The sequence below is a fragment of the Arcobacter venerupis genome, assembly GCF_013201665.1.
GTDB classification, from domain to species: domain Bacteria; phylum Campylobacterota; class Campylobacteria; order Campylobacterales; family Arcobacteraceae; genus Aliarcobacter; species Aliarcobacter venerupis.
Genome location: NZ_CP053840.1, coordinates 135846 through 149204, shown reverse-complemented (window position 1 = coordinate 149204; position 13359 = coordinate 135846). Strand labels below are relative to the sequence as shown.

Sequence of the window (13359 nt, the reverse complement as noted above, 5' to 3'; positions counted from 1 at the left end):
TTTTCCTTATCTAAAATAAAAGGGATAATCAAATCCCCCTATGTAAGTTGGATATTTTAAGAATAATTTCCCATCATTGAAATATTCATCAAAAGACATTTGATCTGATTTTTCACTATCTTGGGTAATAAATAATTTATTTGTAGTTGATATTTTATCTACATCATATAAAGATGTACTTAAAATAGGCACACTTCGAGCTACATTCCCCCAGCAATACATCTGAGAAGCATCTTCTATTCCAGTCATTGCACAAACAAATTTTTTGTATGTCTCTTTTAATTTCACTTTTACATTATCTATTCCCCATGATTCATTATCAACACCTTCATCAAATTTAGACCAATCATTTGCATATTTAGGATCTGTAAATTCAAAATTTGTTTGGAATTTCAATGTAACTTTTGCATTTGAGTCTAATTTTGTTCTGATTTTATATCTATAAGTTTGATCTGATGCATATCCTGTCTCAGGTCGTATATTATCTTGTAAATTAATTCCTGTGATATTACTATCTTTCAAAAATTGTTGTCCATCCATTACAAAATGGTCTACCGCTAAAAGTTCATCATTTGCGTAAAATTCAAATCTTTCTCCATCCCATGTATCTATTTCATAAAAATCAAACTCTATTTCAACTTCATAATTAGCATATCCAGGAAAACTAAATTCTTTTGTTACAATATAAGGTTTAACTTTTGATTCTTTACATGGATCACCATATGACCCAGAACAAGAATATGTTACAGGAAATCTTCCTAAAAAAGTTGTTGCTGGGACTTGTGTTATATCCCCATTATCAATAATAGAAGTCACATTATTTATTGAATTACCCAAATAATCTTTCCATCCTAAATTTGCTACTTCAAAATCAGAATAGTTTAATACTATAGTTCCACTTTTAATTTCAATATTATCCACACCCCAAGATTCTCCATTTGACCCATCTATATTACTTGAGAATCCTAAAGTTATTTTTCCATTTGAATCTAAGGTATCACTTGCTGTTATACTATTCTTCCTAGCACTTTCAGAACCGATAGTAATTGAAGTTCCGGCAGTACTACTTGCAGTAAATGTTTTTTTTGTTACCCCATTAGTGTATACATAAAAATATTCTTTACTCCCACTTGTTTTCCACGTGCCAATTTGATAAAAATCTAAGGTTATTGATACACTCTTGTTTTTATTTTCAACTCCAAAATCAAAAGTTTTATACAAATAATTAGTTCCACTAGTATTAGCACCCCATTCCCCTAGGAAATTACCTGTATTTGTATTTCCATAATATGAACTTACATTTCTATTCCAACCTATATAATCTTTATTTTCAAAATCTTCATCAACTTCTTGTATTTGATGATCAAGTTTAAATATTGATACATTTGTAAAATTTGCTAATTTGTCACTTACTACATTATTTGCTGTATTTAAATAATTTATTGAACTATCAAAAGTTTCATTTGAATTATTATCACAAGAGGAAGTTTCATCTGATTCTTTACATGTTAATAAGGAGGTTGTTCCTCTTAGAGTTAAGTTTTCATCAATATAAAGTAGGTACTCATTATTTTTATTATCTTTGTAATAAGAAAGACTTATAGGATTTGTTCCATTTAAATCAGATGCTATTGATTGAATCTCTGTATTACCTTTTGTTTTATAATATGTTCCATCTATATCTTTTAATACAAATTCATTTGTATTTACAAATATTGCATCTGGATTAAATTGTTTTGAACTCGCAATTATTGTAGGTTTTGTTATTACACTACTTCCTCTTTCTCCCCAAATATAAAAAATATTATTTGAGTCTATTGCTCCAAAAGTTCTACTATCTCTTAAAGCAAATATTTTTTGAAAAATTATATTAGAATTGGCAACAATAGGGGTGGGTGTATTTACAGAGTAAAAATTATCACTTTTATCTAATCCTAAAGAACCTTTATAATTTTTTCCTATAACATAGATTTTCCCATTATCTGATAATAGTGCAGTTACATCTTCTATCATAGCTATATCTTTTAAATATATGGCATTAGAATTTTTTACCTGTGTAGATTTTCCAGTATAAATTGATTTATTTCTTTTTAAAATATTACTTTCAACAGCTGAACTACTTAAGTCTTCATAATATGTAGAAGTTATATTCCCATCACAATATAAATCTCCACCATATTTATAAGTTGTATTACCTTCAACATACTCAAATATCTTTGTAATTCCACAAACATTACTTCTATTCATAGCCATTTTATCAAACTTAACTCTATATGGATTGTTATACCATTTTTTTGAATTTAAATCATGAATTGTTGAGCCAATTTTAATATTATCTATTTGTGTTTTAAGCATTACAGGAGTATTAACATAAGTAGGTGATAAAGTATTATCTAACTGTCCATAAGAAGAAACTCCAGCTTTTTTATAATCATTATTTCCCCAACAAAAAATATCACCACTTGCAAGCATACAACCACCACTTTGTCTTATAAATAAATCTTTTGCATTAGGAATGTAACTTGAAATTTTTTCTATATATTCACTTTCTTCTTCTTGTTGACTTGCTAATTTTTCACCCTCACCTACGGGAATCCAAGGAATATTTAGTTTCCCTTGATAATAGTATTCAAACCATTCTCCATTTTTCTGAACAAAAGCAGCAGAACCAATATTTGCTCTAATATATTGCAAATCATCCCAATCTTCTAAATAAATTGGAGATTCTTGAAAAACAGTTAAAGCTGTTCCATTTGTTTTACAATATTTATAGTTTAATTTTTCATCTTTTAATTCATAAAAATATTTGCCACTTGTACAATTTTGGCTAGGGAAAAGTACAGAATAAGTATTGTCTTTTAGCACTGATGCTATTTGTTTCTGGATGTCATTATATAAAACTAAAGAACCTTTTGCTAATTCACTTTTTGTTATATTTTTTGGAGCTATTGTATTTACCCTAAATACTTTATTTGTATAAAAGTTATATAAATAGTTATCATTTGATGAGTAATCGCTCTCTTGTTCAATTGCACCTTTTATATATGCATTATTATTTGTATCAAAAACTACTTTTATTTCTTTTGATGTAAAAGGATTTATTTTATTAAAATTTATTCCTAAATAATCTTCAACCATTAGTTTATCCCAATCTAAAGAATCATCATTTTTTTTAGGAATAGTTCCTGTTTGTAAGACATATTTATTTAAAGCAAGTGCAATATATTCTTCTTTTTGAATTACATCTTTTATATTATTCATTAATGATATATTTTCATTTGATGCCAAAAGAAAGTTAAAAAATATTAGTATTGATATTAGAGTTTTAATTTAGTCAACCTTTAAAATTTTATTATCTATTAATTTCACATATCTAGAAGTATTTTGTATAAATATATATACACCAACTTTTAAATTATCTAGTTTTGGATCATTTATTACTGATGAACTAACTACCGTTACATTCCCATCTTCAAAATTTTTTTTATCATATTCTATCCAGTTAGATGCACTGTTATACCATCTAATAGAATTTGTATCATAATTACAATATGTATTTTTCAAAGAATCTATACAGGTTTTTGCTATAGTTGATCCTGAATTTAAAATTTTAAATATCGTTTTTGCTTCTGCTGATTTTAATTTAAATTCTATATATGATTTTGAATTATCCGTTGTATCATCATAAGCATAAGTATAGTTTCGGTACAAATCCCTATTATAAAGCTGAATTATATAATTATCAATTCCAACTGTTAAATCTCTTTTTTTTCTATACGCATCTTTTGTAACTGCATATTTTAGTTGTAATAAAGAGCTATCTTTAAAATCTATGTTCTCTCCCATTTTATTAATGACTGAAAAATTACTTCCTAAATAATCATCACTTATTAACTTCTCCATAGTAGGGATTGAATACTCTGTCAAAAGATATTTTTCAAAATTTTTAGCAATATTCTCTTCTATTTCTATCATATTCTGAATATACAATGTATCTTGTTTTTGAGCTGTTAAATTATCTACAGTTAAAGTATCAACTGCAAATAATGGTATAAATAATAAAATTGAATAAAAGAAATTTTTTATCATTTTAAAGCCTTAATTCCATCAATAGTTTTTACATATTTAACTCCCACTACATCATAAAGTAATGCACCTTTTGGTATAGAATCAAATTCACTTTGAGTATATTCTGTACTATCAGCAGTAATTACTATTGGTCCTGTTTTAAACTTATCAATACTATAAACCATTAAATAAACATCTGGCTCATATGTATTTACTCTAGTATCTTTTTTTATATTAGTTACACCTATATAAATATGGTTACTTTGTTTACAGTTTACTTTAGTAATTGTGCCTGAGTTAGTTGGACAATTAATAATCTCTCCACTTTGTTTTATTAAATCATATAAATGTTTTGCAAATTCATCTTCTAATATAAAGCTAATTTTATCATTTCTGAAAAATGTTCTTTTTCTATAGGTATTACTTTCATATAAAGCTTTTATTGAACTGTCTGCTTTTATTTCATCAATTAAACCATAAGAGATTTTCATTAAAGTACCATCTAAAGTAAAAGTTGAGTTTATTGGATTTATAAGGGAAATATTTTCTATTAAAGAAGTTATTTGAGTTAATGTGGGAATTGAATAATTTGTTAAAATATACTCTTCATAAGCTTTTGCTATTGATTCTTCATATAAGATAAGAGTTTTTACATCTCTAAGAGCTGCTTGTCTGTCTTCAAAATTGTTTAAATTTAGCTCCAAAGAAAAAGAGAAAGAAAAAAAGATAAAAAATATAATCAGAATTTTTTTCATAATATATCTTTCAATTCTTTATATAGTCTAGTATCAAGAGCACTTTCATTTAAATAAAGTTTTTCTTTTATTTTTGTTTTAAAATATGCTTTTTGTCTAGTTTTCAAAGTATCTGCACTAATAATAGTTTCACCACTTTTTAAGAAATTAAAATACAATTTATCATAAGGAGTAAACTCTTCTATTATATTATCTAGAACAACTTGTTTATTTGAACCTGTTGTATACAATATGCTCTCAGATAAAGAATGAATAGCTCTTGTTAAACTATCTTCAATATCTGGATCTGTTATGACACTATTTTGTTCTATTTTTCCTACTGGAAAAGTATATTTTTTTGTTGTTGTATCTGCGGTAAAAGTTGAAACATCTGTAATATTTTTTAATTTTGCTTTTAAGGCTAGAAGTTTTAACTTTTCATCTTGACTTATTTCAAGATTACCATCACTATTAACTACCTCTTTATTTGTTAAAGTGCTATTTTTATTTCTATCAAGTAATAAAACTTTTTCCCAATTTTCACTTTTTGGTAAATTGGCGATTATTTCATCTCTTGTAATATCTTGGGGATTTTTGTTGTATTGCTTGGCTAAAAGCGTTTTGATTTCTGAGATTATTTCGTAATTTTCTTGGATTTGTTTTGCTTCTTGAATATCACTATATGATTTGTACATAGCAGATGCTGAAAATATAGCTGTAACAATAAGAGCAGACGATAGCCATATATTTCCAAACATTAATAAAAACCCTTCAAAAAAAGAAACTTAAAATAAAAAGTAAATACTATTAGATTTTTAATACTTAGTTTTTAGTTTAAAAAATATAATATTTAGGCTTATGCCTAAATATTATTGTACAACTTCATCAGAACCAAAATCTTTAAAGTAAATAATGAATTTACCATCACCTAATTCTGCACTTGTTGGATCATCCGCTACAGTATTACCATTTGCATCTTGTTTTGTTTTACCAATAGCAGGTGTTCTTTTTTCAATTGCTGAACCAGCATCATTAATAACTCCAGCTTTTGCAGTTGCAGTTGTTGATGTTCTATCTATAAATGCTACAGCCGATAAATCATTTGCAATTTGAGATTCTAAAAATGCAGCATTTGTTTTTAAACCACCTTTAGAAAAGTCAACAAAAATTCCAGGTGTTCTTTTTACAGTACCTGATACTGCAGGAGTAACTAGTGAAATCTGCATATCACTATTATTATCTGCTCCTGTAATAACTCCTCCTCCAAATGAGATTGCATTATATATATTTGCATTTGCAGCATTATTTGTTGTATCAGTTAATTGTGCATTAATTTGTTCTGCAAAGTAAGATAAAGATGCTAATCCTTTTAAATTATTTACTTTATCATCTTTTGCTGTAGCTGCAATTTGTCCTGATTTTGCTGCAATTTTTACACCATCTTTAATATTATTAATCTCAGTAATAATACTTGTTTTTTGAGCTATTCCCTCAATTTTATCACCTGTTCCACCAAATGTTTGGAACATATAAATCATTGCTCCAACAACTACGATTACCATTGCTATTAACTGTGGCATACTTCTATCCTTTTTGTTAAGTTAAATTTTTTAGACCTTGAGGTCGGTATTATACTACAACTTCTTTTAGTTGCACCAATTTACTTGAATACAATACAAACAAAAAGCCCATCACTTTTATTTGTACTTGCTCCAGTAAAATTTTTTGTATTTGGATCGTAAGAGGTACGATTTAACTCTAAAGTACCAAATAACATTTTTTCGCAAAATTCTCTACCAGAAAAACTCTCTGCAAAAATAGCTTTACTCATCAAAGAACTATTTTTTCTCATATCAACTAGAAGTTTGTATGCACTTCCTGAAGATGTGCCATAATTTCCATCTGTGCTAGGTACAGGAATCAACTGCCAAATAACTGAATTAGATGGAAAAGTTAATTTTGAAGCATTAAAACTATCTGTTACATTGTCAGTAGCGCCATCAGCAGTAACTGTTGTATCACAATTTGTTGATGATAAAGTATCTTTTATGTTACCTGACAATATTCCGGAACACGATAATTTTTGGAAATTGACATCTGTCAAATCACCACCAGATTGAACATATGTATTTGTAAATCCATCAACCATTAAAAACATTGACTTCATTCTATCAAGTTCAGCAGTAATAGAACTATCATCTGCTTCATATCTTGTAAACATAATGATCATTGCACTAACAATAGCAATTATCGATGAAACAAAATAGGGCATTTTTTTCCTTAAGTAGATATATTCTAACTTCAAAGTTATTCTAACATAAGCAGGGTTAAAAATTAACTTAAAAAGTTATAATATAATTATTTTTCTATTATATTTAGTTACAAGCTTTGTAATTATTGTCTTTAATTTACAAATTTATTATTCTTATTTTATTACTTTTTTTTAAATTCTGAAGAATTGTCATATGTGATTTTTTTTGTTTATAAATAAAAAAAGCCCGATTTAAAAACTCTAAAGAGTCATTAAATCGGGCTTTTTTATGGTACGCCTGACAGGAGTCGAACCTGTAACCGCCGGGGCCGAAACCCGATGCTCTATCCAGTTGAGCCACAGACGCATTTAACATTCTTAAAAATAAGGCTGGAATAATAGCACAGCCTTACTTAAAAATTCAATTAAAAGAAAATATTATCTAATACAATCAAAATAAAAAACATAATTCCTAAGTAACCATTCACTGTAAAAAAGGCTTTATCTATTTTTTTGAAATCCTTATTTACTAAATAATGTTCATAAGATAACATCATCGCACTAAGGATAACTGCAAGATAAGCAAAATATGAACTTCCTGAAACTATTACAAATAAAAGCCAAAAAATTACAGTTAAAGCATGAAAAATCTTTGAAATTTTCATTGTTTTTTCAACACCAAATTTTGAGGGAATTGAGTGAAGTCCTAATTTTTTATCAACTTCAATATCTTGTAAAGAGTAAAGTAAATCAAAGCCCGCAACCCAAAACATAACTCCAATACTTAATAAAACTGCCCAAAAAGGAATAGTTTCACTAACAGCTACAACACCAGCAATTGGGGCAAGTCCTAAAGAGATACCTAAAATAACATGGGCTAAATAAGAAAATCTTTTGAAATATGAGTATGAACCAATCACTATTAAAATTGGAATTGATAAATATAAAGCTAAATCATTTACGAAATATGCAACTAAAATAAATCCCAAAGCATTTAAAAGTACAAAGATAAACATAGAAGAAGCACTTATTCTTCCATCAACATTTGGTCTATTTATAGTTCGCGGATTCAAAGCATCTATATCTCTATCCATAAATCTATTAAATCCCATAGCAAAGTTTCTTGCAGTTAGAGCTGCGAGAATTCCCAAAACAAAAAGTTTAAATCCAAACCAACCATTTGCTGCAACTACCATCGCAATAAAAATAAAAGGTAGGGAAAAAATAGAGTGTTTGAACATAACAAGTTCGTTAAAATCGTTTAGTTTTTTTATAAGCTTATTCATAAAAAGGATTGTATCTAAGATATTATTAAAAAAATTAGAATTAAACTTTTTCTAGTTATAATCAATTTTATTTTATTATGAAAGAAATTAATGTTTAAAATCACCCTATTTATAAGTGCCCTACTTTTATCTTTTAGCTTTACAGCTTGTGTTTCAAAAACCCAAAATGATGTTATAGATTCTGGTTCAAAAGATGTATCTGATCTTTTAAGAACTCTTATTCAAAAAGAAAAAGAGATAAATGAATTAAATCAAAAATTAGAAGATTGTAAAAATTCAAAAGTAAAATCATGAAAGAAATCGCAATAATTGGTTCAACTGCTTCAGGTAAAACTGCCCTATCTTTAGAAATCGCAAATAAAACTAACTCTATAATCTTATCTCTTGATTCTCTTTGTGTTTATAAAGAGATAGAAATAGCTTCTGCAAAACCAAGCCTAGAAGAGAGAGGAAATATAATTCATTTTGGAATAGACGAAGTTTTTCCAAATGAAGAGTTTGATGTTGTTAAATTTATTGAGCTTTATAAAAAAGCTAAAGATTATGCAATCAAAAATGAGAAAAATTTAATCATCGTTGGTGGAACTGGATTTTATTTAAAAGCTTTGATTGATGGATTGTCAAAAGGCGTTGATTCAAAAATCAAACTTGATATTCCTCAACAAGATGCTTATGATTTACTGTATGAAATAGATAAAGAATATATGCAAAAAATTGAAAAAAATGATAGATACAGAATCGAAAAAGCTTATGCTATTTACAAAGAAACTGGTCTTAGCCCTACTTCTTATTTTGAAAAAAATCCTAAAATTGCTGTTGCAAAAGATTTAAAAATTTTTGAAATTCTTTGGGACAAAGAGGAATTAAAAAATAGAATTGCTTTACGAACAAAAATCATGGTAAATTCAGGACTTATTGATGAAGTTATATTTTTAGAAAAAAAATACACAAGAGAGCCAAATTGTATGGCTTCTATTGGAATTATTGAGACTTTAGAGTATTTAGATGGGAAACTTTCAAAACAAGAATTAGAAGAGAAATTATCTGCGAATACGGCAAAACTTGCAAAAAGACAAAATACTTTTAATAAGTCACAATTTTTAGATAAAACATCCAATATAATAGAAAACTTAAATTCAGATATTATTAAGTATTTTTCGTTATAATCCCGTCCCTAAAGAGTTTTTTAAAGGGCTAGCAATAGACTTGACCTTTTACTAAACATTAATTACATTAAGGATTATGGCATGAAAAAAGATATTCATCCAGATTATAAAGTTTGTACAATTTCTTGTGCTTGTGGTAACACATTTGAAACAAAATCAAATGTTGAGTCTTTAAGAATCGACATTTGTTCATCTTGTCACCCATTCTTTACAGGTGAGCAAAAACTTGTTGATGCTGCTGGTAGAGTTGAGAAATTCAAAGCTAAATATAACATGGCTAAATAGTACAATATTATGTTGTGCTTAGTTCCAACTCCAATAGGAAATCTTGAAGATATTTCAAAAAGGTCTTTAAGCGTCCTAATGGATGCGGAACTTATTTTTTGTGAAGATACAAGAGTAACAAAAAAACTTCTAAATCTTTTAGGTGAAAAAAATAACCTAGACTTTTCAAATAAAGAATATAAATCTTTTCACTCACACAATGAAAATCAAATTTTACAATCTTTAACAAAAGAGACTTTTACTAAAAATGTTGTTTATGTAAGTGATGCAGGAATGCCTTGCGTTAGTGATCCTGGTGCTACACTGGTTGATTATTGCATAAAAAACAATATCACTTATGATGTTTTGCCTGGTGCAAATGCAATTTTAACAGCATATGCAATGAGTGGATTCAGTCACACAACTTTTTCATTTTATGGATTTTTAGACCATAAAGGTGCAAGTCGTGCTTCAAAACTTAGTGATGTTTTAAATGATGATAAATTAGCAATTCTTTATGAATCACCACATAGACTTTTAAAATTACTTGAAGAACTAAGTATAAAAGATGCAAATAGAACAATATTTTTAGCAAAAGAGATAAGTAAACTTCACCAAAAAACTTTTAAAAATTCAGCTTTAAATCTATTTAACGAATTTAAAGATATGAATATTAGAGGTGAATGGGTTGTGATTGTTGAACCAAAAGAGACAGTTGGTTTTAACCTTGATATAGAAGATATAACATCTTTAGATATTGCACCAAAAATAAAAGCTAAATTAATAGCAAAAATGACTGGACAATCAATAAAAGAGGTTTATCAACAAATTTTAGATAGAATCCCCGAATGATAATATATGGAAAACAAATCGTACTTTATGTACTTGACAAACACCCACACTTAATAGAAGAAGTTTTTCTTTCAAAAGAGATTGATAAAAAACTTTTCTCAAGATTTGCAAAACTTGACAAAAAAATCCACAAATTGGATAATCAAAAAGCTCAAGCATTAGCAAAAGGTGGAAACCACCAAGGTTTCTTTTTAAAACTAACACATTCTGAATATACAGATATTAAAGAGTTCAAAAAAATGAATTTTATTTTAGTTCTTGATGGTGTTACTGATGTTGGAAACATTGGAGCAATTGCTAGAACTGCCTATTCTTTAGGAATAGAAGGACTAATTGCTTCTGATATTAAAACTGTAAATGATTCTGGAATTTTAAGAACAAGTTCTGGTGCATTACTTGATTTACCATTTATGGTTCATCCAAGATCTGCTGATTTAGCAAGTGAATTAATTGATTGTGGTTTCACATTGATTGGTGCAACAACAGATGGTGTAGACTTAAAAAAATATGGAAAAATTGAAAAAACTGATAAAGTTGCCCTATTCTTAGGAAGTGAAGGAACAGGTATCTCTCCTAAAGTTGCTAAAAAACTAGATTTAAAAGTTTCAATTGCTATGGAACATGAGTTTGACTCATTAAATGTATCTGTTGCTGCTGGGATTTTAATTTATAATCTAAAAAGATAAAAGAAAGATAATACCGTGATAAGAAAAATACTTTTAATAATTGCATTAAGTGTAATGTTAAGTGCAAACTTAGATATGAAAATAAAAGATTTATTAGGAAATAGTGATTACAATACTCACAAAAATCTAATTAATCATATTTTTAGTAATGAAAGTAATTTTTATACAAATAATCAAATTGATTACACGCGTATTATCCAAGAGTTAATGAATAATGGCGTTTTAAAATTAAATCTTTCATCAACACAAGATATTTCTGTTACATTTAATGTTAATAGTAATCCTAAAAAATCATTAAAAAATTTAAATGATATTTTAAAGGCAATAGGTCAACCAAACTTTATCACAAAAGAAGAAATTATTGTTGATAATAATCTTAGATGGTCTATTCAACTAAAAACTGCAGCCGCCATAAGCCCTCTCAGATTATCTCAAGAGTTACAATCAATTAATTGTAGAATTGTAGATATCAAAAGAGAGGGAGACTATAATTGGAGTTATTCAATAGATACAACTAATTCTTCAATTTATAAAGAAGAAAATCTAGAGAATAACAATCAATTATCCTTAAGAAAACCACTAAAACCTTATATGATAAAAGTTGCAAATGCTTCTGTTATCACAATAAAATCTAATAGTGGAAACACTTGGTTCCCAAGTGTAGTTTTTTACGATAATGGATTAAATATAATTGGTATTTATGAAGAAAATAGTTTGCAAAAGAGTTTAAAACTCGAAGTGCCTGATAATACAAAATATATTAAAATTGATGATTTATATACGCTTGCTAATCTCAAGCAAGGAATTAATATTACTAAGGAGTAAATAAATGTTCCCAGAATTTGAATTTGAAAGAATGAAAAGACTTCCAAACTATGTGTTTGCAGAAGTTAATAATATAAAAATGGAAGCTAGACGTGCGGGAGAAGATGTGATTGATTTCTCTATGGGAAATCCTGATGGCCCAGCACCACAACATATTACTGATAAATTAATTGAAGCAGCTGGAAAACCCAAAAATCATGGTTATAGTGCAAGTGCAGGTATTTATAAATTAAGACTTGCAATTTCTAATTGGTATAAAAGAAAATATGATGTTGATTATTTAGATCCAAACTTACATGTTTGTGCAACAATGGGTTCAAAAGAAGGTTATGTTCACTTAGTTCAAGCAATTGTAAATGTGGGTGACGTAGCTGTAGTTCCAGATCCAACTTATCCAATTCACTCATATGCATTTATGTTAAATGGAGCTGTTGTTCATAAATTTGAATTAGGATTTGATGATGCATTTAAAGTTGATGAAGATCTTTTCTTTAAAAGATTACAAAAAACAATTGATGAATCAATTCCAAAAGTAAAGTTTGTTGTTGTTAACTTTCCACATAATCCTACTTGTGCAACTGTTACGCCTGAATTTTATACAAAATTAGTGGCAATGGCAAAAAGAGAGAGATTTTATATTATCTCTGATATTGCTTATGCTGATATTACATTTGATGGATATAAAACTCCTTCAATTTTTCAAACTGAGGGTGCTTTAGATGTTGCTGTTGAGTGTTTTACTTTAAGTAAATCATACAATATGGCAGGATGGAGAGTTGGTTGTATCGTTGGAAATGAAAGATTAATTGGAGCTTTAAAAAGAATTAAATCTTGGCTTGATTATGGAATGTTCACACCAATTCAAATTGCTGCAACTGTAGCACTTGATGGACCACAAGATTGTGTTGATGAACATGTTGAAAAATATAGAAAAAGAAGAGATTTAATGCTTGAAGTATTCGCAGAAGCAGGGTGGAAAATGAATAAACCTAATGCTTCAATGTTTATTTGGGCAAAAATTCCAGAATGTGCAGCACATTTAGGAAGTATGGAATTCTCAAAACAATTATTGACAGAAGCTCATGTGGCTGTAAGTCCTGGTATTGGATTCGGTCATTATGGTGACCAATATGTAAGAATTGCTTTAATTGAGAATGAAAAAAGAATTAGACAAGCTGCAAAAAATATAAAGAAATATTTAAAATCATTAGAAAAATAGGAATTAGT

General features: G+C 27.8%; 14 protein-coding genes and 1 tRNA gene. 7 read left to right on the top strand and 8 right to left on the bottom strand.

Annotation, left to right across the window (positions count from 1 at the left end):
- Positions 1–6 precede the first annotated feature (6 nt).
- The 8 genes from AVENP_RS00775 to mqnP all read right to left on the bottom strand — a co-directional run bounded on the left by AVENP_RS00775 (position 7) and on the right by mqnP (position 8339).
- Positions 7–3261, bottom strand: coding sequence for a hypothetical protein (locus AVENP_RS00775; RefSeq protein WP_128358309.1), 3255 nt, complete (start codon positions 3259–3261; stop codon positions 7–9).
- Between the two features lie 69 nt (positions 3262–3330).
- Positions 3331–4089, bottom strand: coding sequence for a hypothetical protein (locus AVENP_RS00770; protein ID WP_128358308.1), 759 nt, complete (start codon positions 4087–4089; stop codon positions 3331–3333).
- Positions 4086–4823: a hypothetical protein gene (locus tag AVENP_RS00765; RefSeq protein ID WP_128358307.1), complete on the bottom strand. Its 738-nt coding sequence runs from the start codon at positions 4821–4823 to the stop codon at positions 4086–4088. The genes AVENP_RS00770 and AVENP_RS00765 overlap by 4 nt, the downstream gene beginning before the upstream one ends.
- A complete protein-coding gene (locus tag AVENP_RS00760; protein ID WP_128358306.1) occupies positions 4820–5560 on the bottom strand; it encodes a hypothetical protein in 741 nt (246 codons plus the stop codon). The genes AVENP_RS00765 and AVENP_RS00760 overlap by 4 nt, the downstream gene beginning before the upstream one ends.
- 111 nt (positions 5561–5671) lie before the next feature.
- On the bottom strand, positions 5672–6382 hold the full coding sequence (locus tag AVENP_RS00755) for a hypothetical protein (protein WP_128358305.1): 711 nt from the start codon (positions 6380–6382) through the stop codon (positions 5672–5674).
- 80 nt (positions 6383–6462) lie between these two features.
- Positions 6463–7074: a hypothetical protein gene (locus AVENP_RS00750; protein ID WP_128358304.1), complete on the bottom strand. Its 612-nt coding sequence runs from the start codon at positions 7072–7074 to the stop codon at positions 6463–6465.
- A 269-nt stretch (positions 7075–7343) separates the two neighbouring features.
- Positions 7344–7420 (bottom strand) — tRNA-Arg (locus AVENP_RS00745).
- A gap of 58 nt (positions 7421–7478) precedes the next feature.
- Complete coding sequence (gene mqnP / locus AVENP_RS00740; protein WP_128358303.1) at positions 7479–8339, bottom strand: menaquinone biosynthesis prenyltransferase MqnP; 861 nt, start codon at positions 8337–8339, stop codon at positions 7479–7481.
- A gap of 90 nt (positions 8340–8429) precedes the next feature.
- Between mqnP and AVENP_RS00735 the strand changes: the two genes are divergently transcribed.
- The 7 genes from AVENP_RS00735 (at position 8430) to AVENP_RS00705 (ending at position 13351) form a co-directional block, all read left to right on the top strand.
- A complete protein-coding gene (locus AVENP_RS00735) occupies positions 8430–8633 on the top strand; it encodes a hypothetical protein (RefSeq protein WP_128358302.1) in 204 nt (67 codons plus the stop codon).
- A complete protein-coding gene (gene miaA / locus AVENP_RS00730; protein WP_128358301.1) occupies positions 8630–9505 on the top strand; it encodes a tRNA (adenosine(37)-N6)-dimethylallyltransferase MiaA in 876 nt (291 codons plus the stop codon). The genes AVENP_RS00735 and miaA overlap by 4 nt, the downstream gene beginning before the upstream one ends.
- A gap of 81 nt (positions 9506–9586) precedes the next feature.
- The gene (gene rpmE / locus AVENP_RS00725; protein ID WP_014472884.1) at positions 9587–9790 is read left to right on the top strand and encodes a 50S ribosomal protein L31; all 204 of its coding nucleotides are present in this window, start codon (positions 9587–9589) and stop codon (positions 9788–9790) included.
- A 9-nt stretch (positions 9791–9799) separates the two neighbouring features.
- The gene (rsmI, locus tag AVENP_RS00720; RefSeq protein ID WP_128358300.1) at positions 9800–10621 is read left to right on the top strand and encodes a 16S rRNA (cytidine(1402)-2'-O)-methyltransferase; all 822 of its coding nucleotides are present in this window, start codon (positions 9800–9802) and stop codon (positions 10619–10621) included.
- The gene (rlmB, locus tag AVENP_RS00715; RefSeq protein ID WP_128358299.1) at positions 10618–11307 is read left to right on the top strand and encodes a 23S rRNA (guanosine(2251)-2'-O)-methyltransferase RlmB; all 690 of its coding nucleotides are present in this window, start codon (positions 10618–10620) and stop codon (positions 11305–11307) included. Before rsmI ends, rlmB begins: the two co-directional genes overlap by 4 nt.
- A 15-nt stretch (positions 11308–11322) precedes the next feature.
- Positions 11323–12132 (top strand): hypothetical protein, encoded by an 810-nt coding sequence (locus AVENP_RS00710; RefSeq protein ID WP_128358298.1) that lies wholly within the window; start codon positions 11323–11325, stop codon positions 12130–12132.
- 4 nt (positions 12133–12136) lie between these two features.
- Positions 12137–13351 (top strand): LL-diaminopimelate aminotransferase, encoded by a 1215-nt coding sequence (locus tag AVENP_RS00705; protein WP_128358297.1) that lies wholly within the window; start codon positions 12137–12139, stop codon positions 13349–13351.
- The last annotated feature ends 8 nt before the right edge of the window (positions 13352–13359 follow it).

What these genes read in the sequence shown, in the direction of transcription:
- rlmB (WP_128358299.1), top strand. Translation starts at nt 10,618, where the DNA reads ATGATAATATATGGAAAACAAATCGTACTTTATGTACTTGACAAACAC.
- AVENP_RS00760 (WP_128358306.1), bottom strand. Translation starts at nt 5,560, where the DNA reads ATGTTTGGAAATATATGGCTATCGTCTGCTCTTATTGTTACAGCTATA.
- AVENP_RS00750 (WP_128358304.1), bottom strand. Translation starts at nt 7,074, where the DNA reads ATGCCCTATTTTGTTTCATCGATAATTGCTATTGTTAGTGCAATGATC.
- rpmE (WP_014472884.1), top strand. Translation starts at nt 9,587, where the DNA reads ATGAAAAAAGATATTCATCCAGATTATAAAGTTTGTACAATTTCTTGT.
- AVENP_RS00755 (WP_128358305.1), bottom strand. Translation starts at nt 6,382, where the DNA reads ATGCCACAGTTAATAGCAATGGTAATCGTAGTTGTTGGAGCAATGATT.
- AVENP_RS00775 (WP_128358309.1), bottom strand. Translation starts at nt 3,261, where the DNA reads ATGAATAATATAAAAGATGTAATTCAAAAAGAAGAATATATTGCACTT.
- AVENP_RS00735 (WP_128358302.1), top strand. Translation starts at nt 8,430, where the DNA reads ATGTTTAAAATCACCCTATTTATAAGTGCCCTACTTTTATCTTTTAGC.
- AVENP_RS00770 (WP_128358308.1), bottom strand. Translation starts at nt 4,089, where the DNA reads ATGATAAAAAATTTCTTTTATTCAATTTTATTATTTATACCATTATTT.
- miaA (WP_128358301.1), top strand. Translation starts at nt 8,630, where the DNA reads ATGAAAGAAATCGCAATAATTGGTTCAACTGCTTCAGGTAAAACTGCC.
- mqnP (WP_128358303.1), bottom strand. Translation starts at nt 8,339, where the DNA reads ATGAATAAGCTTATAAAAAAACTAAACGATTTTAACGAACTTGTTATG.
- AVENP_RS00765 (WP_128358307.1), bottom strand. Translation starts at nt 4,823, where the DNA reads ATGAAAAAAATTCTGATTATATTTTTTATCTTTTTTTCTTTCTCTTTT.
- AVENP_RS00705 (WP_128358297.1), top strand. Translation starts at nt 12,137, where the DNA reads ATGTTCCCAGAATTTGAATTTGAAAGAATGAAAAGACTTCCAAACTAT.
- rsmI (WP_128358300.1), top strand. Translation starts at nt 9,800, where the DNA reads ATGTTGTGCTTAGTTCCAACTCCAATAGGAAATCTTGAAGATATTTCA.